The sequence below is a fragment of the Rhodococcus sp. OS5 genome (assembly GCF_056837585.1).
In genome coordinates this window covers 6,372,855-6,395,452 of the sequence record NZ_CM166368.1, presented here as the reverse complement: position 1 = coordinate 6,395,452, position 22,598 = coordinate 6,372,855, and the positions used below count along the sequence as shown (strand labels likewise).

Here is a 22,598-nt window from a genome sequence, read left to right as displayed (position 1 = left end):
CTGCCGAGCGTATGGCTGCGGCGTCGAATGATTCGGTGGATTACCACCCGGGGTGAGAACCCCGTAACAGGCTACGAATATGCCACCTGGGCTGTGTTTCCACACAATTATCCACAGATGTGGACAAACCTGCACTGAGTCGGTTTTTTCGTCAACCAAATTCGTCAAAGTGATCGAGAAATTGATCTACCTGCAACTTTGTCGGAACTCGAGGCGTTCGCCACTTGGTGTCGGGGATGCGTCAACACTCACAGCCCTGTGGATGAATGTGGAAACTCGGGATTCGGGGTCGCGTCCGGCGCTCGTGCCCGTATGTGCTGATGAGGCCTTGTCGAGAGCATGCGCCGGTGGAACTGTCCGGGTTGCCTTCGGGTCACCTGCAGTCCGTAGCGGAACTGTTGCCAAGGTCACACTTGCCGCCTCGCTCGAGGTCACGGCCGTATGCACACTGTGAATGGAATCTGCGGAATGATGTAAGTATCGGCGTGTCGCCGTGGTTGCCGCGGGAGGGCTCCGAATCGGGCTGGTTTGACCTTGGCAACGGTGGTAAGTAACCTCTAACGGTCACCCGCTGGTGGTGATCGCTTCGTGCTGGCTACATATGTCAGGTCGGAACGGTCTTCCAAGCCACAACGAGTGAAGCTGATTGTTCTGTACCTGTTGTATCCAAAGGCGCCGTAAGGCGTCGATCACTGAATGACGCCGGGAGGCGTCAATGAACTTCGAGGAGTGTTGACCGTGGCCAAGGGCAAGCGGACGTTCCAGCCGAATAATCGCCGCCGCGCGCGTGTTCACGGCTTCCGTCTTCGTATGCGTACCCGTGCGGGTCGTGCAATCGTTTCGGCGCGTCGCCGTAAGGGCCGCGATTCCCTCACCGCCTGATCTGATTTCGAGTTCAGGAGCTCGGGGTGTTGCCTGAGCCGTTCCGGTTGCGTCGCCACGCGGATTTCTCCGTGGCGGTGCGACGTGGACGTCGTATGGGAAGACGCGACCTTGTCGTGCACGCGTTCGATCGCGAGCAAGTAGAGGCGCTGGTAGTAACAAATCACGGTCCCCGGTTCGGGCTGATCGTGAGCAAGGCTGTCGGGCCGGCGGTGATTCGACATCGAGTCGCACGCCGGCTTCGTCATATCTGTGCAGATTTCGTCGGACAGGTTTCACCGGAGACAGACGTGGTTATCCGCGCACTTCCGGGTGCAGCTACCGCCAGTTCAGCCGAACTGGCCAAGCAGTTGCGCGGGGGCCTGACCAAAATGAACCTATTGGTGTCGGTAAGTGAAGAGCCATGAGTACTCCGCTCTCTGAGCAGATCGAGACTCCCAGAGCCTCCCGTGTCATCACGGTGTTGAAGGCTGTGCGTCGCGCTCCCGCCACTGTTCTCATCTTCTGTATCGAGTTGTACCGGACGTATGTGTCGCCCTTGAGGATGCCGACCTGCCGGTTCACCCCCACCTGCAGTGAATACGCAGTCGAAGCGCTGCGCACTCACGGGGCGATCAAAGGCCTTTTCTTGACTGTGGTGCGGTTGGCGAAGTGTGCCCCCTGGCATTCTGGAGGGTGGGACCCTGTCCCTGCCCGTCGTGACCGTGATGCGGGTAGCCGCCATAGCTGTCCGGAAGCACGCGCAGCGTGTCACAGTCCGACGGACGAACAGAGGAGTACTTAGAGCCGTGCTCAATTTCATCTACTATCCGGTATCCGCGATTCTGTGGGTCTGGCACAAGGTCTTCGGGTTCATTCTCGGCCCGGACAACGGAATAGCCTGGGCGCTTTCCGTGGTGTTCCTGGTGTTCACCTTGCGTGCGGTTCTGTACAAGCCGTTCGTGAAGCAGGTCCGCACGACGCGTCAGATGCAGGAACTGCAGCCACAGATCAAGGCATTGCAGAAGAAGTATTCGGGCGACCGTCAGCGCCAGGCCGTCGAGATGCAGAAGCTCCAGAAGGAGCACGGATTCAACCCGATCATGGGCTGTCTCCCGGTCTTGGCTCAGGCTCCGGTGTTCATCGGTCTGTTCCACGTCCTGCGCTCGTTCAACCGCACCGGCACCGGCATGGGCCAGCTGGGCATGAGCGCCGAAGACAACCTCAACACCCCGAACTACGTCTTCTCGGCCACTGACGTCCAGTCGTTCCTGGATGCTCGTCTGTTCGGCGCGCCCATCTCGGCCGCGATCACGACGCCGGTTGCGCAGCTTCAGGCCTACGTCACCGAGAACGTTCCCGAGCTTCCGTCACGGCTGAACATCATTCTCGTGGCCGCTCCGCTGATGATCATCGCCAGCATCGCGACGCACTTCAACTCACGCGCTTCTGTTGCCCGTCAGAGCGAAGCAGCTGCCGCGAACCCGCAGTCCGCGATCATGAACAAGCTCGCCCTGTACGTCTTCCCGCTCGGTGTTCTGGTCGGTGGACCGTTCCTTCCGATCGCGATCCTCCTGTACTGGGTGTCGAACAACATCTGGACCTACGGTCAGCAGCACCTCGTCTTCCGCAAGATCGACGCGGAAGAAGAAGCCAAGAAGCAGGAAGCGATCACTCGCCGCAACGACAATGCGCCCAAGCCCGGTGCCCGTCCCGATCCCAGCAAGAAGAAGGGATCTCCGGCTGCGCTGAAGACCGCGGATTCAGCCGACGACGACGGTGACGCCCCGGAAGTTTCGCTCAAGAAGCCACAGCCGAAGCCCTCGGGTTCCAGTGGTGGTTCCACGTCGAAACCGAAACAGAACCGGCCACAGAGCAACCGCGGCAACTCCCCCAAGCGCAATAAACGGCGCTGATCCAGGAAAGAGAACGACCAATGTCCAGTGAAGCTGACATCGTTGTGGATGGAGAGAACGCAGACGTGAGCACCGAAACCACTGCGCCGGTTACCGATGTGGATGTAGACATCGACGATTCCGATGACGACCTGATCGAAGAGGGCGAGATCGCCGGCGACTACCTCGAGCAGTTGCTCGACGTTCTCGATTTCGACGGAGACATCGACCTTGACGTCGAGGGCGATCGGGCGATCGTCAGCATCGACGGCGGCGACGACCTGACCAAGCTTGTGGGACGTAAGGGTGAGGTTCTGGATGCTCTCCAAGAGCTGACTCGTCTGGCTGTTCAACAGTCGACCGGCGAGCGCAGCCGCTTGATGCTCGACATCGCCGGATGGCGGGCGGGCCGCCGCGAGGCACTCAGTGCTCTCGGTGCGGAAGCTGCACAGCGTGTTCTCGAGACCGGCGAACGCGAAGAGCTTGCTCCGATGACGCCGTTCGAACGCAAGATCGTGCACGACGCCGTCGCCAAGGTCGCCGGTGTTTCCAGCGAGAGCGAAGGCGCTGAGCCGTCTCGTCGAGTGGTTGTCCTCAAGGACTGACACTCCCCCTTGATCGAATGCGGGCCCCGGATTTTCCGGGGCCCGCTTTTGTGTCCGAGAGGTGTTTCACGTGAAACCGAATCCGGCGGCACGGTGAAGGTCCGCTGCCTATCGTTGTCGACATGTCCAACGAGCGCTCCGGATTCCCTCTCGGATTGATGACCCTTGGGGCCTTGATAGGGATGCTCGTGTGCGGCCTGAGCTATTGGCCCGTGGTCTTCGAACTACAGCAGAAAATGGAAGTCCAGTCCTTTCCGCCGGGCGGTCTGAAGTATTGGCTCTGCTGGTTGTTGCCGCTGGGAGTAGTCGCCGTCGTATTCATTCCACTTGCATTGGCTTGGCGATCCGGGAGACCGGTCATGCTCAGCTTCGCGATTGCCTTCTTGTTAGTCGGGGGTGCACTGTGCATGTTCGGATATTCGATCGACAACATGCCGTACTACATGTGAGCCCCTCCCCTCCCCCAGGAGGAATAGTCGGCCTTCGTTTCACGTGAAACCGGATCGATGGTTGTTGCCCCGAGCCCTCGAACTCCGCCCCAGATTGCCGCCACAATGGATCACCGACCTGATGTCGTCAGGCCTGCTGGCAAGGTCGTCACCTTCGGTGCTGGCATCCGATGACCGACAACCCGCGAGCCCTCACTTCGACGGCCCCCGGATTGGGGCGTCATCAACAACGATCACGAAGGAAGTAGCATCCGCACATGCACGTCGACATCGAGGGCGCCACCCGGATTGCCCGCCTCGCCGCAGAATTCGACTGGACCTGGGCCGTCGACGACCTGGAACCCTTCTGCGCACAGGCTGGATGGGAGGTCGTTGAATTGGATCAGACCGGCGCCTCGATTCGGACCGGACTCCGTGTTGGTCAGTCCGAATCGATAATGTTCGGGCGGCAACACAGAATGAATTGGATCTCGATCTTCGTCACGGACGTGGCAGATGACGCTACGCCCATGACAGTGGTGCGCCCGCTGCTGGACGAAGGGTTCACGAACCTCGATGTGGCATTTACCGCACTCCTGGGGACAGCCACGAGCGCCGAACCCGAACCAAAGACAGCTCTCCGGTGGGACCTGCCGAAAGCGGTCATTTCACTGCACCTGGGTGTCAATGCGATCGACTTGCGTCTGACGAGTCCGGGATATCAGGCATGGGTGGATGAGCCCGAACCGGAGTACGAGGACGAGGACTAGCGATCGAGGTCGGCGAGATCGCATCCGGTGCGGGAACAGGTTTGCGCGCTCCTCACACGAATCGGACCACTCACATCGAATGGGCTTCGTCGCCACGCAAAGTCGATGATGTTGTTGCGGGCTTCGGGGTGAGATCGGCGGCGACTACTTTGCCAAGCAAACCGGAATCGACATCGCCTACACGGGCTCCGGTCCATACACTGCGGACCGCGTCGGGGTAATCATGGGACCGCCTTGAGTTCGGTTGACTCGCGGGGTGTGCGATCGGCGTCGCGCCCACACCTGCTGCTGGTCTCGTCATGAGGGCGGATCCGGACTGTTCGAGGTGGAAGGACTTCGCTGTGCCCGGATCGAACTCGTAAGCGGTGATCTTGTTGGTTCCGGGTTCGGTATGCACCAACAGGTAGTCCTTGCCGTCCAACAACTCCTGCACCAAGCGCGGATCTTAATCGCGCAGATCCTGCAGCGCTTTCGAGTCCAGGCGCAGGAATTCATCCTGCGCATCGGGCAGGTCCCCTGCTCGACTTTGATCTTCCCGCCGACACCGGTATCCACATCGAAGGCGAACTCGCCATGCGCATCCTGTGATGCGAAGCTCCTTGGATTCGCGGTTTGTGATGCCAAGCCTCCGGCGTCCCGCAACAGGAGTGTCAAGCCGACGGATATATGGCTCGCAACAACCGGCGATGAGATACCGAAGCTGTCCGAGATCTGGAATCGAAGTCTGTTTTCCGAGTCGACCTACAGAGAGGATCTGACTGACCGAGTCCGTTCTGCAGTCCGACGTCGGCGATCTTTTGCAACGACTTTTTCATCGAAAATTGGTCTTTTTGGGTCAGAATTTCATCCATGTAACTACCCATGGCAGTTTCGTCACTGTGATGATACTAAGAATTGCGCTCCTATCTGCATTCGATCGCCCGGCTATGTTTCACGTGAAACGCGTCAGAATTGGAAGATTTTTCAGCGCAATGTTTCACGTGGAACGTGAACCCCTCCCCTCCCCCGCTTGAATTTTGGGCCGAATACTTCCCAAAGAATGAACGAGTCGGCAGACTCACAGCGAGTCGGTGTGCAGAAGCGAACACATGTCGGCTCCAGAGCGGATAATGATTTCGGTCTTGATTGTTGATTTCGCGGTTTACGCGGGAGGATGTTTCACGTGGAACAGAATGGTGCGGCGTCGGTTGACTGGGACGAACAAGAGACTGCGCGCGCAGTGTTCGGTGACAGATATGAGATCGCGGAACGGTATTACCAATCCCTGGCGACGGATGGTGTCGAGCGCGGGCTCATTGGTCCCCGTGAAGTCCCTCGACTGTGGGAGCGTCACCTTCTCAATTGCGCCGTCATCGGTGAGTTGATTGCCGAAGGCGAGTCGGTTGTGGACGTTGGAAGCGGTGCCGGTTTACCCGGTATCCCTCTCGCAATCGCCCGCCCGGACTTGAAAGTGACTCTGGTCGAACCGTTGCTCCGACGCTCGGTGTACCTCGCGGAGTTCATCGAGTCCAACGGATTGGACGTATTGGTTGTCCGAGGGCGAGCCGAGGAATCGGGTGTTGTGAAGGAAGCGGGCGGCGCGGATGTAGTCACCTCGCGAGCTGTGGCGCCTCTCGAGAAGCTGGCACGTTGGTCCCTCCCACTCATTCACGAGCACGGCCGGATGTTGGCACTCAAGGGTTCGAGCGCCTCCGAGGAGATCGAGCGAGACCGTACGGCGCTCACCAAGTTGGGCGCAGGTAAGTTGGAAATACTCGAATGCGGAGCCAAGATTCTCCGCACCCCCACTGTTGTGGTGAAGGCCGAACGTCTCCCGAAGCGCCGCCAGCGTTGATGATTTACACGCATGCAATCGAGAGCAATGTACAGATGATGAGAGCACCTAGTGATCGATTCCCAATCGAAGGAGCAGTCAATGTCGGGTCGATCTGAATCCGCCGTTTCACGTGAAACACCGAAGCAGCACACGAGTGCGGGTGCGGATCAGATCGTCAACGACGACGACAATTTCACCGCCCCCTACGCGGCGATCTCCTCGGAGGAGACCCCCATCGGGGCGGCCGCGCATCGAGCGAGCCAAGTGCTTCATCCCCATTCGGTTACGCTGCCGAAGCCGGCGTTCCGCCGCGTGATCACCATCGCGAACCAGAAGGGTGGCGTCGGCAAGACGACGACCACGGTGAACCTTGCGTCGGCGCTCGCTCTTCAAGGGCTCACTGTCCTTGTGGTCGATTTGGACCCTCAGGGCAACGCCAGCACCGCTCTGGGCGTCGTCCATACCTCGGGCACCCCGTCGAGCTACGAGCTGCTCATAGGCGAAGTGAAGGCCCCGGAGGCGATCCAGACCAGCCCGCACAGTGAGCGCCTTCTCTGCATCCCGGCAACGATCGATCTGGCGGGCGCCGAGATCGAATTGGTCTCCATGGTTGCCCGCGAGAATCGACTCAAAGGCGCGCTCAACGACAAGGTGCTCGCAGAGCTTGACGTCGACTTCGTCCTCATCGACTGCCCGCCCTCGCTGGGACTGCTGACCGTCAACGCGATGGTCGCTGCCAAGGAAGTTCTGATCCCGATCCAGTGCGAGTACTACGCCCTCGAGGGGGTCGGTCAGTTGCTCCGCAACATCGAACTCGTCCAGGCTCATCTCAACCCGGATCTGCATGTCTCCACCGTCCTTCTGACGATGTACGACGGGCGCACCAAGCTGGCCGACCAGGTCGCCGAAGAAGTACGCAAGCACTTCGGTGAGGCCGTTCTGCGCGCTGTGATTCCGCGCAGCGTGAAGGTGTCCGAGGCTCCCGGATACGGGATGACAGTTCTCGACTACGACCCGGGTTCACGTGGCGCCATGAGTTACCTCGACGCCGGCCGTGAACTTGCCGCCCGCTCTGCCACCACGACGACCCAGGAGCAGTGAGATGAGTCAAGCACGCAAAGGTGGATTGGGCCGCGGCTTGGCTGCTCTCATCCCCACTGGGCCGGCCACGGCGCCGGGTCTGGGATCGGCTGCAGCGGACGTCGTAATCGGCGTCGACAAGCGCAACCCCTCCCCTCCCCCACCGACCAAGGCGGCCCCGAAAACGCCGAAAGCCACCAAGGCGTCGGCTGCGAAGGCTCCGGTGGAAGCTGAGCCGGAGACCGAACTCGAGCCGACCGGCGCGGTCTATCTCGAGATCGAACCGAGCCTGATCGAGACGAACCCGAAGCAGCCTCGCAGCGTTTTCGACGAGGAAGCACTCGCGGAGTTGGTTCACTCGATCCGCGAGTTCGGCTTGATGCAGCCGATCGTGGTCCGTCGTCACGGTGACAAGTACCAACTTGTCATGGGTGAGCGTCGCTGGCGCGCGAGCCAGGAAGCCGGGCTGGAGAAGATTCCGGCGATCATTCGTGAAACAGATGACGACTCGATGCTGCGCGACGCGCTCCTCGAGAACATCCATCGAGTGCAGTTGAACCCCCTCGAGGAGGCAGCGGCGTATCAGCAGCTGCTCGAGGAGTTCGAAGTCACCCACGAAGAATTGGCCAATCGGATCGGACGTTCGCGTCCCGTCGTGACCAACATGATTCGTCTGCTGAAGCTGCCGGTGGCGGTTCAGCGTCGCGTTGCGGCCGGTGTACTTTCGGCCGGCCATGCTCGCGCACTGCTGTCCCTCGAGGCGGGTGCCGACGCTCAGGAGGTCATGGCGGCGCGCATCGTCGCGGAAGGAATGTCTGTTCGCGCGACGGAGGAAGCAGTCACTCTGGCCAACCGGGCGGATAATGAGATCGCTCCCCCACAGAAGCGCAAGCCCATCGTGATGCCGGGTCTGCAGGATGTGGCCGAGCGGTTGTCGGACTCGTTCGACACTCGGGTGACTGTCAGTCTGGGCAAGCGGAAGGGAAAGATTGTGGTCGAATTCGGCTCGGTCGACGACCTACAACGCATCGTCGGAATGATGGAAGCACAGAAATCCAAGTAGAGAACTCGGATGCCCGTTTGGTGACGTAATCATGATGACCGGGCACACCACCTATTTTCGTCACTGTGACAAATCTAGGTGGTCCGAGCTTCTCGAAATCTTGAACCGGGACGAAAGATGTTGAACTGCAATACATTAGGGCGATCAACTCTCGTGCCACTGCCGACTTGTCGTAGCTGGCCTATCCTGGAGAAGAGAAAAGCGGCGGGCGAGCATCGAAACCGCTTCGGGGACCTACGGAGAGTGAGTTAGTCAGTGTCGACTCACGTCATCACCTCTCTCACACTCGACAGCCTCGATCAGCTTTCCGCCCATGCGCGCCGATGCGTGTTCTGGGAGATGGACCCGGGCGCGCTTCACGACGCCCGAGGATTCTGTGATCAGGAATTCGAGAAGGAAGCCTGGCTGTCGATGGTCATGCTCGAGTGGGGTTCGTGCGGACAGGTCGCCGTCCGCGACGGAAAGCCGCTCGGCAGTGCGTTGTACGCCCCTCCCCGCATGATCCCGCGCGCGCAACTATTTCCCACCAGCCCGGTCAGCTCGGACGCAGTGCTTCTCACAAGCCTTCGCCTCGAGCCTTCGGGCATAGAAGAAGAACTAGGGCCGAGCCTGCTGGCCGCTGTCGTGACAGATCTGGTTCGACGAGGAGTTCGTGCGCTCGAGGCATTCGGTATCCGTAGCGGCGACTTAGGGCCAGCTTCCGACGTGGCCAGTGCAACGGCAGCTCTGGAATGTTCACCCGCGGAATGCATGATCAGTGCCGAGTTCCTCGAGGACTACGGTTTCGAGGTCGTGGCACCGCACCATCGTTATCCGCGCCTTCGTCTCGAACTCAATCGAGATCACGAATGGAAAGTCGACGTCGAAGAAGCCCTCGACCGTCTACTGAAGGCCGCAGCTCTCGAAATGGTGGAGATCAGCGAACTCGCCAGAGTGTGAGCGGGTGCCGACCGCAGGACCTACGAAATGCGGTCGGCTACCGAAAGTTCTTCTGCGAGAAGCTCGGCGAAGGTGAAGGTGCCGGTCGGCTGATCGTCTTGACCCAGTAGGTACAGCCGCTTGACCGAGATCAAGATGGCTTCGGCGATGGTGTCACGCATCCGCGGATTCGTCAGTACCGCAACGTCGGACGCGTTGGACAGGTAGCCGAGATCGATCTGTACCGTCGGCATGTTGGTCAGGCGCAACAACTCCCACGTTCGACCGTGAGTTCTGCAGTCCCGCAACGGAGTTCGCGCAACGATCTCGCGCTGAACGAAACCGGTCAACACCTGCCCGATCATCGAGACCGAACCGTGCGAATTTCCGAAGTGGAAACTCGCGACGCCGTTCGCCGACGGGCTCGAGTTGCTGTCGCAGCGCAGGGAGATCATCAGATCGGCGTCGAATGCGTTGGACGTCAGCGCGCGCTCGGCCTCGCTCGGATCGGCGTTGTGCGGGCGGGAGAGGAAGGTTTCCATCCCGGTTGCTGCCATCCGCCCCTCGAGGCGCATAGCCAGATCCCACAGGATGTCGGCTTCGGAGATGCCGTTGACGATGGTGCCGGTGGACGGACCACCGAGGCCTGGATCGATGACGATGCGCTTGCCGCCCAGTTGCGGGCCCTTGCGCCGCACCAGTTCCTCTTCGCTGATCGCATGTGGGGAACCACCGGTGACGCGGGTTCCCAGAAGTTCCAGCGAACGGAGTGTCTGCGGTCCGCAGATACCGTCGGCGGCAATCCCGATTTCACGCTGGAAAGACGAGAGAGATTCGTGGGTCTGCGGGCCGAAGAAACCGTCGACCCGACCTGCGTAGAAGCCGAGGTCCTGCAATTTGGCCTGCAGAGCTGCGACGTCGTCGCCGTACAGCGGCGCAGAAAGCTGGTAAATCAACGTACGGGCGCCCAGGCGGTACGAGGCCTCGCGAAGTGACCGATAGGTGGCCGGGCCCACGATGCCGTCGACAAGGAGCCCACGCTGCTGCTGGAAGGCGCGAACGGCGCTGTCGAGTTGATGATCGAAGATGGCGTCGGGTGCAACCCAGTGGGCACCGTCGGCGCTTTCACGTCGAATACCGGAAGTTCCGTGATGGAGGTATCCCAGCTTCGTCAATGTGCCCCGAATCTCGGCGACGGCCGGGCCGTGATCGCCGTGTCGGAGTCTGTGCATGCGTGAAAGCCTCTCGGATCGGTTAACGAATTCGATCGATGTGCCTGGTCGTAGACCCGATCAGGCACATCGATCGATTATCTCAGAAATTCTGTGGATTGCGAGAATCCACGATGCTCATCCAGCCGTCAGAGAACGTCTGCGAGGTCCTTGAGCAGTGCGGCCTTGCCCTTGGCGCCGACGATCGTCTTGATCGGCTTGCCGTCCTTGAACAGGATCATCGTCGGGATCGACATGACCTGGAAATCGCGGGCGGCCGCCGGGTTGGCGTCGATGTCGAGCTTTGCGACGGTCAGCTTCTCGCTGTTCTCACCGGCGATCTCCTCGAGTACCGGGGCGACCATCTTGCACGGGCCGCACCAGGTTGCCCAGAAATCGACCAGAACGGGCTTGTCGCTGCCCAGGACGTCCTGCTTGAAGGAATCGTCGGTGATGGTGACGGTATTCGACACTGTTACTCCTCGAGGGTTGGGTTCGACAGCTTGATGAATCAGGGAGCGCCGACGACGTCGACCGTGTGGCCGGCTGCGTCGAGCGTGTTGGCGGTGATGTCGCCGCGGTCGGCCAGCCAGCGTTCGGCGTCGATTGCTGCGGAGCATCCGGTGCCGGCAGCGGTGATCGCCTGGCGGTACGTGTGATCGACCAGGTCACCGGCAGCGAAGACGCCGTCGACGGAGGTCGCGGTGGAACCGGGAGCGACGCGCACGTATCCGGCGTCGTCGAGATCGACCTGGCCCTTGACGAGCTCACTGCGCGGGTCATGGCCGATGGCGACGAACATGCCGGTGATCTCGAGTGTGGAGGTCTCACCCGTGACGGTGTCACGAACGACGAGCCCGGTGACGCTGTTCTCACCGAGCACCTCGACGGGCTCCGCGTTGGTCAGGAAGCGGATCTTCTCGTTGGCCTTGGCGCGCTCGAGCATGATCCGTGAGGCGCGGAATTCCTCGCGGCGGTGCACCAGGGTGACCGAGCGAGCGAAGCGGGTCAGGAATGTTGCCTCTTCCATCGCGGAGTCGCCGCCGCCGACCACGACGATGTCCTGGTCACGGAAGAAGAAGCCGTCGCAGGTGGCGCAGGCGCTGACGCCGCGGCCGAGGAGGCGTTCTTCACCGGGAATACCGAGGTAACGGGCTGCCGCACCCATGGCGAGGATGATCGCGTGCGCGGCATACGTTTCGCCGTTCGCGACGACCGTCTTGATCGGGCCGCTGAGATCGATCTCTTCGACGTCCTCGGTGCGGATGTCGGTATCGAAGCGAAGTGCCTGCTCACGCATCTGTTCCATCAGGTCGGGGCCCATGATTCCTTCGCGGAATCCGGGGAAGTTCTCGACCTCGGTGGTGGTCATGAGGGCGCCACCGAACTGGGTTCCCTCGAACAGCAGGGGCTGGAGCTCAGCGCGCGCGGTGTAGACACCAGCGGTGTATCCGGCCGGTCCGGAACCGACAATGATGACGTCATGGACCGCGGGCGTGTTTTCCAGCTGGGTGGTCATGCGAGCCTTCCAATAGTGAGTGCAGACCCTCCGCTTCTTGGAGAGCCGTACCGATCAACACCAGGATAAGGGGTGTTGTTCCCGCACTCCGCTGGAAAGTGGCTCACAGCCGGCGGCTCACAGCGCGGGACTCACTGGGCGGGGCGCGGTGCCTCCCGAACCACCAGCGCGTCCCGAACCACACAGCGCGTGCCGGTGTAGATGGTGGGCATGCACTTGTTGCAGTGGATACACAACCCCTCGTCGACGCTCTCGGCTCGGAATTTGTTGACCAGTTGTGGGTCCCTGAGGAGCGCACGCGCCATGGCGACGAATTCGAATCCTTCATCCAGTGCGTGCTCGATGGTGTCGACGCGGTTGATGCCGCCGAGCAGGATCAGTGGCATCCTCAGCGCCTGTCGGAACTGACGGGCGAAGGGCAGGAAGAAGCCCTCCTCGAACGGGTACGTCGGAAAGAGTTTGGGACCGTAGAACTTCAGCCCGTACCCGACGAGTTTGGGTTGGGAGGCGACAAACTCAGCCAGTGGGACCTCGCCACGGAAGAAGTACATTCCGTTGAGAAGTGAACTGCCACCGGTCAATTGCATCGCGTCGAGGTGGCCGTCGGCTTCGAGGATCTGGGCGATCGGCAGGCTCTGGTCGAGCCACAGACCTTTCGGCACCCCATCGGACATGTTGAATTTCGCGGTGACCGCCACGCTGGATCCAGCGGCCCGTCGCACCGCTTCGACGACTCGACGCGGATACTCGGCGCGCTTGGCGACGCTGCCACCGTATCGATCGTGGCGCTTGTTCAGATTGGGGCTCATGAACGAACTGAGGAGGTAGTTGTGGCCGAGATGGACCTCGATGGCGTCGAATCCTGCGTCCACGGCGACGCGAGCGGTCCGTTCGAAGTCGGAGACGACACCGTCGAGTTCGGCGAGTGTCGCGCCCTTGACGAGGCCCATCGCGGGCGGACTCAGCCGGGTCGACGGCGCCAGAGTCTTCGTCTTGTTGGAGAGCGTGTTGGCGACCAGTCCCGCGTGGCCGATCTGCGCCGCAGCAAGTGCGCCTTCGGCGTGGACGGCGTCGGTCAGTCTGCGTAGTCCCGGCAGCGCGCGCTCGTCCATGACAAGGGTGTCGCGGTGGACTCGTCCACCTGGTGAGACGGCGCAATAGGCGACAGTGGTCATCGCGGCCCCGCCGCGGGCCACCTCGGCGTGGAAGTTGATCAGATCGTCCGAGACCGCTCCCCGGGGCATGACGCCCTCGAACGTTGCAGCTTTGACGATGCGGTTGCGCAAGGTCAGAGGGCCGAGACGTGCGGGTTCGAATATCGACGGTGTGGGCGCTGTGGTCATTTTCAACTTCCTGCGGCGGCCTGATCTTTACGATGCCAGTGGACTCGTAACTACGACGATATAGCGCCTACTGCCAATCTGTCCGACAATTCGACACGATGAATGCCACAGGATCAGGTCGCCCACGAGACCCACGCATCGACGACACAGTCCTCGAGGTCACCCGAGCGATGCTCCTCGAGGTCGGTTGGGATCAACTCAGTCTCCGGGCGATCGCGGCACGGGCAGGGGTCAGCCGAGCCTCGATGTCGCGGCGATGGCCGTCGAAGGCACATCTTGTTCTCGGGTCGATCCTGGGGGCGACACCGGACCTGACACCGTTCGAGGGCACCGATCGCGACGGCTGGATCCGTTGGGTGGTGGAGGGAAGTGCTCAGCTCTTCTCCCGTCCCGAGGTTCGCGCCGCGTCGCCAGGATTGCTGGCGGCCCTGCGCGACCACGACGACCTGCGCAACGAATTGTGGCGCGGGTTCAGTGGACCGAGTACGCAACTGTTCCTTCAGAACGCCGAAGATCCTGAATCGGCACTGCTCGATGCCAAGGCCGTGCTGGTATTGGCGGCCGGGGCAGCGATGTTTTCGAGTCTGATAGCGGTCGAGGATGATACGGACGCATTGCGTGGGAGAATTCTCGAGCTCTTACTCCCGGCGGCATCGCCGCGCTGACCGTCGACGTCAGCCGATGTTCTTGACCGACAACGTATTCGGATTCCCATCGCTGCAGTTGATGCCGACAGTCAGTGCAGTGATCTGACGCGGCTGCGATCCCGTGAAGAGTAGGACTATCGCCGGCGCCCCGTCGATGCGAATCTCGCCGGAACCGAGTAGAGGCCGGCCCTCGTCGATGCCGTTGGCGCGTAGGCATCCGGCAAGTTTGGATGGATCATCCAGTGGTCCAAGGTTTTTGGATCCGACGAGTGAGAGCAGAGACGCCGAATCCGGATCGTCGACAGCAGGCGTCGCCGGTGTGCTCGGTTGAGCGACAACACTTTCGGCAGGTTCGGAATCTCGGATTCCGATAACAACGATCACGAAGGCCGCCAACACGGCTGCTGCGGCACCGAGAACCCACGCTTGTGGGCGCCGCCGGAACGGCACGACAGATGCCTCAGCTGGCGGCTCCAGCTGTTCTGCCTGTAGATCCAGTGCCGAATTGATTCGCTCGGCAAGCGAATTCGGAATCCGTTCGTGAGAGGCCTCGCGCGAGTTCAGTGTCGCGAGTGATGCCGTGACGCCGTCAAGGGCGGTGACAAATGCATGGGCGTCAGGATCTGCGTGTACCACCGGCCACAGAGCCGCACTGGTTTCGGAATCGAGAACCCCGGCGTGAAGATCTGCGAGTAGGTCTTCCGAAAACGGAGGCGACGGAACGCGAACAGACGGATCTGTCATGAACCCTCCCTCGGCAGTCGGTGCGGACCCTTACAAGATAGGACGCGGCCGGTTCACGAATGGTTCCCGCCTTCGCGAAAGTCCTCCAACTGGGCGGCGAGACGCTTGCGCGCGCGGGCGCAGCGACTCTTCACGGTCCCTACGGGCACTCCCAACCTCTCGGCGGCCTCGGCTACCGGATACCCCTCGACATCGACGGCGACGACGGCAGCACGCTGCTCAGGCGGCAGCGATGCCAGTGCCTGTTCGACGGTCAGGCTCATGTCCACTGTCGCCGCATAGTCGCGGTGATCGCGGGGTTCCTCCGCGTTCTCCGAAGACAGAGAGAACGCCGCCCGTGATTTGTTGCGTCGGATCCGGTCGAGGCAGGCATTGACCACGATGGTGTGGAGCCAACTACGCACCGCCGCGTCGCCGCGGAACTTCGCGGCCTTGCGGTGCGCGGACAGCAGACCCTCCTGGAGAGCGTCTGCCGCATCCTCGTCCGAGTAGCTCGTTCGCCGGGCAACGTGCCACAGATGATCCTGATGCCGGAGCAGTAGTTCACGGAACGCGTGTCGATCGCCCGCGACATGAGCGGTCAACAATTCGAAATCCGTCGCCTCGAGATTCTTGTTCTCGAGACTTCTGGATTCGAAATTTCCGGCTCCGCCCCCGGTGCCCCCCCGATAACTGTGCACGGGCGGATATTAGCCCAGTCGGTAGGTTTCAGAAGGGCCAAGGGCGATCACTTTGCAGCAGTGAAAGCAATCTCCGAGATGGATGTCTGGTTTTGTCCGGATTCGGTGCTGAGCTGCGTAATCCAAACCAGGACATACTGACCCGAGCCGTCCGAAGTGACTGGAATGTCGGTCACACCGTTCTTCAGGACACCCGATCCGATTTCCTTGGTCTGATCCAGTGAAGTATTCGCAGAAGGGGCAGAACGGATTTCAACGACGGTTCCCGGCGAATCAGACGTGATCGCAACGTTCTTCAGGTTGGCGGCATCGGCAAGACTCACCATCAGGCCGACACCGTTCTTCAGTGACGGGAACGGCTGGAAGTACGAGTCCGACGACCACGCAGTGGCCGGGTTGCCGTCGATGGCGTTCTTGGCCGTTGCCGGTTGATCCGGCGTGCCCTGGGGTGAGAACACCGTTACGGCCGAGGCAGCTACCGGCACGGTTGCCGCCGCCGGTGCGGGCGCGGGTGAATTGTTCTCGGGCGCAGTGGCTTCGGTGGTCAATCCGAAACTCTGCTCGCTGAGAGGGGTGTCGTTACTACCACCCGAGAGGAAGCTCGCTACCCACACCACAAGGAGAATCAGGACGATCACGGTGAAGACGCCGAGTGCCGTCAGTGCCGCGAGCATCCGCGTCGACTTCTTCTTCTCGGCCTCGATGGCTTCGGGGTCGTTCAGTGCATGACCGGACGCTCCCTGTTCGCGGTGGCCGAGACGAAGTGCCGGAATCATTTCCGTCTTGTCGTTCACGACGGATGCCTGATCGAGGATGTGCTGCACGGTGGCAGCAGTGCGGATTCCACTCTCCGACTGCAACGCTCGAACCGCAACGGCCGAGATGTCGAACGGAACCTCCGGACGGACGACCCGAGGCTCGACGATGTTCCCGTCGGCGCCGCGGCCGGCGGGAAGCAAACCACCGACGGGACCGGCGGACGGATCGGCGAGCGGCCAGCGCGCCGTGATGAGCGAGTACAGCATGGCGCCGAGACCGCGGACGTCGCTGGTGGAATCGGCGTCGGCAAGCGTCGCCGGGAACGCCAGTACGGCGTCACCGTTGATGCTGATGCGAACGCGGTCCGGGTGATCGATGGACAGCGCACCGCCGGTGCGGTGAGCAGCTTCGGCAGCCGCCGCGAGGGCGCGGATGGCGCGGGCTGCACCGATCGGCGACGGCGTCGTCTCGGCCATCTCACGCAGCGAGCGGCCGGGAGTCCATTCGGCGACGACGATGCCGCCCGAGCTTCCGCGGACGACGTCGAGGACGCGAGCCAGACCGGGCGAGTTGATTCGTCCCAGGCGCAGAGTGCGTGAGAGAACTGCCTGCGGTCCGGACTGGCTGTCGTCATCACCGCGCTGATCGGCGTCGACGAACGTCAGGGCTACTTCACGGTCGAGCTTGACGTCGAGAGCTTCCCAGAACTGCAGTCCGCGGGTTCCGCCGTGCGGCGCGAGCAGACGGTAGCGTCCGCCGGCGACAGATGCGCCCGGGATGAGCTTGGGTCCACGTGGCATCGGTCGCTGGGCCGGTCGTGATGCGGATCCGGCGGAAGGTGTGCGAGGTGCAGCGGGCGGTGGTGTCTGAGCGGCAGCCGTCTTCTGAGATTCGGGTGCCTTCTTGTCCGGAGCAGGCGTCTTCGGCGCGGGTGTCTTCGAGACAGGTGCTGAAGGTGTCTTCGACACGGGCGCCGAAGGTGTCTTGGACACACTGACCGGAGGTACCGGCGGAGCGGCCTTCTGCACCGGCGGCTGCGGCTTCTGACCCTGCGGGCTTTGGCCCTGCTGCGGTCGCTGTGCGGGCTGCTGTGACTTCTGACCCTGCTGTGGCTTCTGACCCTGCTGTGGCTTCTGGCCGGCAGATGCGGAGGAACTCGTGGATGCAGGTGTGCCCGACGATGCCGTTGACTTCTGTTCGGACGCTTTCACGGCAGAAGTCCCGGCACTCTTGTTGCCGGAAACGTTGTCGTCGCTCACCCTCGCTCCTTCTCCATCGATAGCCCGTCCCCGAATACGCGCGGGTTGCGATCCTGTACGCCCACGACCAGGGTACGGGAGCGCACCCGGTCGTTCTTGCTCGTTTGATTCCGTTCTGATTGCAGGAATCAGCTCGGTGACGTCGTCGTCGGTGTTGTTACGTGTGTCCGGTTCGGCGCGACCTGTCAGTGAACGAATCTTGCGGGAGACCGCAACCGTTACCGACAGGACTTCCGGAACCTTCTTGAAGTAGAGAATCGTGAAGGTGATCGCGAGCATCAGGATGCCGCCGACGGCGACGCGAACCATCGAGCCAGGTCCGCCGAAACGCTCGGTGAGTTGATCGAATCCGAGGACCCGGTCGACCGCGAGCATGGTCAACGACCCGGCCAGCGAGGCGAGTACGACGGACCAGACTGTCTTGCCCACGTTGGACATCTGCAGGTTTCCGAGGCTGCGGTGCAGGAGGTACCCGCCGATGACGGCGCCGGTGATGTATCCGAGACCGTTGGCCGCACCGAGCAGGATCACGACCTGATCGCTGTTGGATGCGAAGACCGGAGCGAGCGCCGAGAAAGCGATTTTCACTGCAGTGATGCCGAGAACGATCCACGTCGGCGTCCAGGCCTGTTCGCGGGCGTAGAACACTCGAAGTTGGATCAGGACCAGTGCGTACGGAATCAACGTGAATGCCGACCAGCTCACAGCGGTGCCGAGTCGTTCGGCCTGTTCGGGTCCGAAGCGGCCGTAACCGTAGAGCGCTTCACCGACCTGCGGGCCCATGAAGGTCAGGAACATGATGATCGGAACCAGCGTGATCATGGTCAGACGCGTTGCGACCGACAGATCGTCCACGACGGCCGGGGTGTCGTCGGCAGCAGCGTTGCGGCTCAGGCGCGGCATGATCGCCGTCAGAACCGTCACTCCGAGCACGCCGTACGGGAGCTGCAGGAGCAACCAGGCCTGGCTGTAGATGGCAGGGCCGGCTTCGTCGGCGTGGGAGGAGATCTTGGTCGCGAAGATCATGCCCATCTGGCTGATCAGGACGTACAAGACGATGGCGACGGCCATGCCGCCGAACTGGCGCAGGCGGTCGTCGAGACCCCACAGCGGCTTGAGCGAGATCTTCTCGCGGCGAAGCGCGGGGATCAGGCTGGCTGCCTGCACGATGACGCCGATGGTGATGCCGATGCCGAGGGTGAGCAGCTTTGCATCGCCCATCGAGACCGGATCAAGCGAGATCTCGCCCGGAGTCAGGCGGTAGATCACGAGCACCACGAGGACGACGACGTTGTTGAGTACGGGAGCCCAGGCTCCGGGCTTGAAGATCTGCCTGGTGTTCAGAAACGCTGTGAACAGTGCCGACAGCCCGTAGAACAGGATCGCCGGCAGAAGTAGATACGACAGCGCCGTGGTCAGGTCGGTGCTGACCTTGCCGTCTTCGGACAGGAAGACGTATTTGGTGAGTACGGGTGCTGCCAGGGTCGCGAGCAGCGCGGCCATGCCCAGTAGGACGAGCGACGCCGTGAAGAGGCGTCGGACAAACGCTTCGCCGTGATCGGCGTCCTCCCGCTCGGCGCGGACCAGCACGGGGACGACGATCGCGGTCAGAACGGCGCCCAAGACGAGCTCCGCGATCATGTTCGGAATCTGGCTGGCGACGGTGAACGAGCTGGCGATGGCCGGACCGAGGACCATCAGGATCATCAACTGCTTGGCGAATCCCGTGATGCGGCTAGTCAGCGTCGCGATCGCGATGGAACCCGTTGCCGCGAGGAGTCGAGAGTTCGTCTCCTTGCGTTCCCCGACCTGGACATGGGCGTCGGTGTCGAACTCGTCCGACGTGGTCGTCTGCCGGTCGGCGAATTCCATCTCGGCTTCGCGGTACCGGGGGTAGTCGCGGATCACCGGGATGGTCATGGTGGGTGCGTCGTCGAAACGTGCGTCCGGGTTGACCGGCTGGATCGGGTAACCGCGCTCCCACGGTGGCATCCGAGGATGCGAACGGGTCGTGGCACTCTTGCGGGTGATCGCCGAGCGGCGACCCTCCTCGGGTGGATTCCCGGTCATGAGCGTTCGTACCCTTCATCTGCTGGGTCCGGCTGACCCTTGAATCGATGCCACAGCCGTCGCCCTGCCAGGAACAGCAGCAACCCTCCCGCTGTCGCCGTCACGGCGGCCAGGGGACGACCGTACGCATTCGACCGTACGGTCACGCTGGTCGGCGTACCCAATTGGCGGCCATCTGTCGTGGTCAGCGAGAAGTTGACTTCCAGCTTGCGAGAATCGTTCATTTCCGCGGGCACAGTCAACTGTCGGCTACCTCGCGGCGGAAGCTGTTTGGGACCGATGTCACTGATCTGCATCTCGGGTGGGGCTTCCACACGCAGGTCGACGTTGATGGCGATGGGCAGCTCGTTGCGCGCCACCAGCAGGAGCGGACTCTGCCCCGACGCGAGGGTGTAGACGCCGCCCGGAGACACCACACTGACGGCCCGGTACATCCCGTCGACGGCTTCGGTGACGTTGTCGGCGCGGATGGTCGCAGCGCGCTCCGCCCGATTGACCGACGCGGAGTCGACGTTGCGGCGATCGGCCAAGGTCATCGAACGGAGCAGATCTTCGCGGAGCGGCGCCGTGAATCCCCGGGGGGTGAGCGAAGCCGCCGGATCGTCCACGAGCGAAGCTTCGAGCCCGTCGATACGCGGAAGTTGGGTGGTTGCGGTCTCGACGACGGACGTTTGCGGACCGTCCTGGGTAGCCCGGTCCGGGTAGTCGAGAGTGGCGGCGTCCGTCGCACCCGGTTGCCTGCCGAGCAGTGCCGGCAGGGCCTGAGGTGAGGCGAGCCCGGACCGGATGAGGGTCGCGAGCATCGAGAGCACCGCCGTGGCGTCGTTGCTGTCGGCGGTCCACAGTTGCGGCGGCGCGAAGATCTGATTGCGCGGCAGCGACGTCGGCGTCAGCGCGGCCCAGGCCATCGCCCCCAGCGCGTCCTGACGCCGGGCGCTGCGCGATTCGATGTCGATGGTCGGCGCGGTGTCGTCGGGGATGTACGACGGGACCTGCGGCTCCGAGCCGGTGGCGGCCAGCGCCGCTGCCGCCGAGGTGTCGAAGGCAAGCGCGTCGAGTGAGCCGGTTATCCGCGACGACAGCTGCGGAGCTGCCGAGTCGACGGAAGTGTCAGCCACCATCGCTGTGGTGGGATTCACGCTCAGCACCTCTGCGGTGGCCGAGTCGAGGACACCCGAATCCGGCCAGACGAAATCTCGCAGTGAGGTCACGCCGAGGATGTTGTCGACGATGTCCGCCGGCCGTGTGAGCGCGGTAGCCGTCAACTCCGGATTGGCCACCGAGGTGACCGCGGCGAGATCGGCCTGGGCGAACGGAACCGCCGTCGTGCACATCGAGGACGCGAGGGTCTTCACCCGGCCGAGCCACTGGTTGGCGGCGTCGCTGCCGCGGCCTTCGTGCGACGGCCCGGTGGGGTCGGACGAGTTGTCGGCCACGAGGTATCCGCGAGTCATGTTCTCGACGGTGATCAGAAGGTCGGGGTCGATTGCCAGGCAGAGCGCATCCGTGACGCGGCGATCGGTATCGCTCTCGGGCTTGGTGGCGTTCTCCACCGCATCGACCAACGCGTCCAGACGGCCGCCGTCGGAAAGTTCGGTGGCAAGTTCGTCGTCGATCAGGCGTACGGGCTCGTTGACCGCGCCGGGGATTCCGCCGACGAGTCGTGGCGCGTCGGCCAGCGGCCACATGAGCGTGACGCCGATCGGGGCGGACGTGTCGGGGGGAACGACGGCCGTGGCGGACGAACTAGGTGTTCCGGATGTGGCGTTCGATTCGGCTGCGGCCGGCACACCGAGGACGGGGAGCAGGAAGCGTGCGTCGTCGAGTCGGGCGGCACCGCCGTACTCCGGGGTGCCGTTCACGTTGACGAGCATCGGGTAGACGCCCGGTTCGGTGATGTCGAGAGACAACCCGGTAGTGCTCCGCAACGGCAAGGTGAGCGTGAACTGCTTGGACTGGCCGGTGTCGAGGGTGGTGGCAACGGTGTCGAATTCGCCGACCGTGTCGAAAACGGCCTGGTCGAAGTCGAGTGCTGCGCGCACGTCCGAACTGGAGTCGATCGCGGGAGCGCGTTGCAGCCTCACTCCGACGTCCTCGACGGGACGGTCACCGACGTTCTTCACCGTCCCCTTGACCACGACGTTGCGGTCGCTGGTGGTCGTCACCGTGGTCGGTGCGGTGGAGTCGATGGTCAGCTGCAGAAATTTGGCATCGTTGGTGTTTCGCGCCGGGGCGCGCTCACTGGGCTGGCTGGACGGCGCTGCACCTGCGACGGCCGTCGTTGCAGGCCCGAAACCGACAGCGGCCATCACCAGAGCGGCCACACCGGCCCGCCGCAGAGCCATTCTCATCCGGCGTCCGGTTCCTTCGGGTGCTGTGTTCGCAGAATCTCAGGTCGCGGCATTTCGGCGATCATCTGCGATGCAAGTTCGGCCAGCTTGCGCTCGTCGGCGTATGCGAGTCGCTTGTGCAGTTCCGTCAGCGGCACCCAAGCGACTTCGGTGACCTCGATGTCCTCGTCGGAGAGTTCACCGCCGAGAAAGCGGAGGAGATAGTGGTGCACGGTCTTGTGGACGCGTCGACCTTCGGTCACGAACCAGTAGTCGATGCTGCCCAGCGGTGCCAGGACGGTTCCCTGGATACCGGTTTCTTCTTCGACCTCACGCATCGCGGTCTGCTCAGCGGTCTCACCTTGTTCGATATGGCCCTTCGGTAGCGACCAGAGCAGGCGTCCGCGGCGGTCGGTTCGGCCGATCAGTGCAGCGCAGAGGCGTTCGGGAGGTCCGCCCCAGCCGTCGACGACCAAGCCGCCCGCAGAAGTTTCACGGACGGTTCGCATCAAAGGTTTATCGGGGTTGCCGACGGCAGGTCGACGCCGCGGGTTGCGGCGACTCCTGTTTGTTCGTTCGGCACCAGACACCTCATCGATA

General features: G+C 62.4%; 22 protein-coding genes. 12 read left to right on the top strand and 10 right to left on the bottom strand.

Translation table 11 applies throughout. The features are described from left to right. Nucleotides 1–738: 738 nt before the first annotated feature. The 7 genes from rpmH to ACVZUB_RS29910 all read left to right on the top strand — a co-directional run bounded on the left by rpmH (nt 739) and on the right by ACVZUB_RS29910 (nt 4,559). The gene (gene rpmH / locus ACVZUB_RS29940) at nt 739–882 is read left to right on the top strand and encodes a 50S ribosomal protein L34 (protein WP_003942540.1); all 144 of its coding nucleotides are present in this window, start codon (nt 739–741) and stop codon (nt 880–882) included. Nucleotides 883–908: 26 nt separating this feature from the next. Beyond that, complete coding sequence (gene rnpA, locus ACVZUB_RS29935; protein WP_003942450.1) at nt 909–1,289, top strand: ribonuclease P protein component; 381 nt, start codon at nt 909–911, stop codon at nt 1,287–1,289. Continuing rightward, the gene (yidD, locus tag ACVZUB_RS29930; protein ID WP_007729147.1) at nt 1,286–1,666 is read left to right on the top strand and encodes a membrane protein insertion efficiency factor YidD; all 381 of its coding nucleotides are present in this window, start codon (nt 1,286–1,288) and stop codon (nt 1,664–1,666) included. The genes rnpA and yidD overlap by 4 nt, the downstream gene beginning before the upstream one ends. Nucleotides 1,667–1,670: 4 nt before the next feature. Beyond that, nucleotides 1,671–2,777: a membrane protein insertase YidC gene (gene yidC / locus ACVZUB_RS29925; RefSeq protein WP_003942570.1), complete on the top strand. Its 1,107-nt coding sequence runs from the start codon at nt 1,671–1,673 to the stop codon at nt 2,775–2,777. 20 nt (nt 2,778–2,797) lie between these two features. Beyond that, nucleotides 2,798–3,361: a Jag family protein gene (locus ACVZUB_RS29920; protein ID WP_003942504.1), complete on the top strand. Its 564-nt coding sequence runs from the start codon at nt 2,798–2,800 to the stop codon at nt 3,359–3,361. Nucleotides 3,362–3,483: 122 nt separating this feature from the next. Continuing rightward, the gene (locus ACVZUB_RS29915) at nt 3,484–3,810 is read left to right on the top strand and encodes a hypothetical protein (RefSeq protein ID WP_287979379.1); all 327 of its coding nucleotides are present in this window, start codon (nt 3,484–3,486) and stop codon (nt 3,808–3,810) included. 257 nt (nt 3,811–4,067) lie between these two features. Then, nucleotides 4,068–4,559 carry a DUF6301 family protein gene (locus ACVZUB_RS29910; protein ID WP_260646396.1) on the top strand — a complete coding sequence of 164 codons (492 nt, stop codon included), beginning with the start codon at nt 4,068–4,070 and terminating at the stop codon, nt 4,557–4,559. Nucleotides 4,560–4,629: 70 nt separating this feature from the next. Here the strand turns inward: ACVZUB_RS29910 and ACVZUB_RS29905 are convergent, their stop codons facing one another. Then, a complete protein-coding gene (locus ACVZUB_RS29905) occupies nt 4,630–4,992 on the bottom strand; it encodes a hypothetical protein (protein ID WP_218696093.1) in 363 nt (120 codons plus the stop codon). A gap of 720 nt (nt 4,993–5,712) precedes the next feature. Between ACVZUB_RS29905 and rsmG the strand changes: the two genes are divergently transcribed. The 4 genes from rsmG to ACVZUB_RS29885 all read left to right on the top strand — a co-directional run bounded on the left by rsmG (nt 5,713) and on the right by ACVZUB_RS29885 (nt 9,457). Continuing rightward, nucleotides 5,713–6,393: a 16S rRNA (guanine(527)-N(7))-methyltransferase RsmG gene (gene rsmG / locus ACVZUB_RS29900; protein WP_039973059.1), complete on the top strand. Its 681-nt coding sequence runs from the start codon at nt 5,713–5,715 to the stop codon at nt 6,391–6,393. An 81-nt stretch (nt 6,394–6,474) separates the two neighbouring features. Beyond that, nucleotides 6,475–7,476 carry a ParA family protein gene (locus ACVZUB_RS29895; protein WP_003942510.1) on the top strand — a complete coding sequence of 334 codons (1,002 nt, stop codon included), beginning with the start codon at nt 6,475–6,477 and terminating at the stop codon, nt 7,474–7,476. A gap of 1 nt (nt 7,477) precedes the next feature. After that, nucleotides 7,478–8,518 (top strand): ParB/RepB/Spo0J family partition protein, encoded by a 1,041-nt coding sequence (locus ACVZUB_RS29890; protein WP_054188731.1) that lies wholly within the window; start codon nt 7,478–7,480, stop codon nt 8,516–8,518. A gap of 255 nt (nt 8,519–8,773) precedes the next feature. Then, nucleotides 8,774–9,457, top strand: coding sequence for a hypothetical protein (locus ACVZUB_RS29885; RefSeq protein WP_003942495.1), 684 nt, complete (start codon nt 8,774–8,776; stop codon nt 9,455–9,457). 20 nt (nt 9,458–9,477) lie between these two features. Here ACVZUB_RS29885 and ACVZUB_RS29880 read toward each other — a convergent pair whose 3' ends face one another. From ACVZUB_RS29880 to nox, 4 genes are all read right to left on the bottom strand, one after another. Continuing rightward, nucleotides 9,478–10,668: an N-acetylmuramoyl-L-alanine amidase gene (locus ACVZUB_RS29880; protein ID WP_003942558.1), complete on the bottom strand. Its 1,191-nt coding sequence runs from the start codon at nt 10,666–10,668 to the stop codon at nt 9,478–9,480. 128 nt (nt 10,669–10,796) lie between these two features. Then, the gene (trxA, locus tag ACVZUB_RS29875; RefSeq protein ID WP_003942530.1) at nt 10,797–11,120 is read right to left on the bottom strand and encodes a thioredoxin; all 324 of its coding nucleotides are present in this window, start codon (nt 11,118–11,120) and stop codon (nt 10,797–10,799) included. A 38-nt stretch (nt 11,121–11,158) separates the two neighbouring features. Then, nucleotides 11,159–12,166 carry a thioredoxin-disulfide reductase gene (gene trxB / locus ACVZUB_RS29870; RefSeq protein WP_003942521.1) on the bottom strand — a complete coding sequence of 336 codons (1,008 nt, stop codon included), beginning with the start codon at nt 12,164–12,166 and terminating at the stop codon, nt 11,159–11,161. Nucleotides 12,167–12,297: 131 nt separating this feature from the next. Beyond that, nucleotides 12,298–13,509, bottom strand: a complete 1,212-nt coding sequence (nox, locus tag ACVZUB_RS29865; RefSeq protein ID WP_064075696.1) for a 4,4'-dithiodibutanoate disulfide reductase — start codon at nt 13,507–13,509, stop codon at nt 12,298–12,300. Nucleotides 13,510–13,607: 98 nt separating this feature from the next. Here nox and ACVZUB_RS29860 point away from each other — a divergent pair, with 98 nt between their 5' ends. Next, complete coding sequence (locus tag ACVZUB_RS29860; RefSeq protein WP_042920755.1) at nt 13,608–14,174, top strand: helix-turn-helix domain-containing protein; 567 nt, start codon at nt 13,608–13,610, stop codon at nt 14,172–14,174. 9 nt (nt 14,175–14,183) lie between these two features. Here ACVZUB_RS29860 and ACVZUB_RS29855 read toward each other — a convergent pair whose 3' ends face one another. From ACVZUB_RS29855 to ACVZUB_RS29835, 5 genes are read right to left on the bottom strand one after another with little or no spacing between them, the layout of a single operon-like run. Next, nucleotides 14,184–14,900 (bottom strand): hypothetical protein, encoded by a 717-nt coding sequence (locus ACVZUB_RS29855; protein ID WP_482628050.1) that lies wholly within the window; start codon nt 14,898–14,900, stop codon nt 14,184–14,186. A gap of 53 nt (nt 14,901–14,953) precedes the next feature. Next, nucleotides 14,954–15,580, bottom strand: coding sequence for an RNA polymerase sigma factor SigM (gene sigM, locus ACVZUB_RS29850; protein WP_075835073.1), 627 nt, complete (start codon nt 15,578–15,580; stop codon nt 14,954–14,956). 47 nt (nt 15,581–15,627) lie between these two features. After that, nucleotides 15,628–19,668, bottom strand: coding sequence for a lipid II flippase MurJ (locus ACVZUB_RS29845; protein WP_075835071.1), 4,041 nt, complete (start codon nt 19,666–19,668; stop codon nt 15,628–15,630). Beyond that, nucleotides 19,665–22,019, bottom strand: a complete 2,355-nt coding sequence (locus ACVZUB_RS29840; protein ID WP_073513536.1) for a DUF6049 family protein — start codon at nt 22,017–22,019, stop codon at nt 19,665–19,667. The genes ACVZUB_RS29845 and ACVZUB_RS29840 overlap by 4 nt, the downstream gene beginning before the upstream one ends. Next, on the bottom strand, nt 22,016–22,588 hold the full coding sequence (locus tag ACVZUB_RS29835) for an NUDIX hydrolase (RefSeq protein ID WP_037130264.1): 573 nt from the start codon (nt 22,586–22,588) through the stop codon (nt 22,016–22,018). The genes ACVZUB_RS29840 and ACVZUB_RS29835 overlap by 4 nt, the downstream gene beginning before the upstream one ends. Nucleotides 22,589–22,598 lie beyond the last annotated feature (10 nt).

Excerpts from the sequence above, each read along its gene's own strand:
- yidD (WP_007729147.1), top strand. The coding sequence starts at position 1,286 with ATGAGTACTCCGCTCTCTGAGCAGATCGAGACTCCCAGAGCCTCCCGT.
- ACVZUB_RS29920 (WP_003942504.1), top strand. The coding sequence starts at position 2,798 with ATGTCCAGTGAAGCTGACATCGTTGTGGATGGAGAGAACGCAGACGTG.
- ACVZUB_RS29915 (WP_287979379.1), top strand. The coding sequence starts at position 3,484 with ATGTCCAACGAGCGCTCCGGATTCCCTCTCGGATTGATGACCCTTGGG.
- ACVZUB_RS29910 (WP_260646396.1), top strand. The coding sequence starts at position 4,068 with ATGCACGTCGACATCGAGGGCGCCACCCGGATTGCCCGCCTCGCCGCA.
- rsmG (WP_039973059.1), top strand. The coding sequence starts at position 5,713 with ATGTTTCACGTGGAACAGAATGGTGCGGCGTCGGTTGACTGGGACGAA.
- ACVZUB_RS29895 (WP_003942510.1), top strand. The coding sequence starts at position 6,475 with ATGTCGGGTCGATCTGAATCCGCCGTTTCACGTGAAACACCGAAGCAG.
- ACVZUB_RS29890 (WP_054188731.1), top strand. The coding sequence starts at position 7,478 with ATGAGTCAAGCACGCAAAGGTGGATTGGGCCGCGGCTTGGCTGCTCTC.
- ACVZUB_RS29880 (WP_003942558.1), bottom strand. The coding sequence starts at position 10,668 with ATGCACAGACTCCGACACGGCGATCACGGCCCGGCCGTCGCCGAGATT.
- trxB (WP_003942521.1), bottom strand. The coding sequence starts at position 12,166 with ATGACCACCCAGCTGGAAAACACGCCCGCGGTCCATGACGTCATCATT.
- nox (WP_064075696.1), bottom strand. The coding sequence starts at position 13,509 with ATGACCACAGCGCCCACACCGTCGATATTCGAACCCGCACGTCTCGGC.
- ACVZUB_RS29860 (WP_042920755.1), top strand. The coding sequence starts at position 13,608 with ATGAATGCCACAGGATCAGGTCGCCCACGAGACCCACGCATCGACGAC.
- ACVZUB_RS29855 (WP_482628050.1), bottom strand. The coding sequence starts at position 14,900 with ATGACAGATCCGTCTGTTCGCGTTCCGTCGCCTCCGTTTTCGGAAGAC.
- ACVZUB_RS29845 (WP_075835071.1), bottom strand. The coding sequence starts at position 19,668 with ATGACCGGGAATCCACCCGAGGAGGGTCGCCGCTCGGCGATCACCCGC.
- ACVZUB_RS29840 (WP_073513536.1), bottom strand. The coding sequence starts at position 22,019 with ATGAGAATGGCTCTGCGGCGGGCCGGTGTGGCCGCTCTGGTGATGGCC.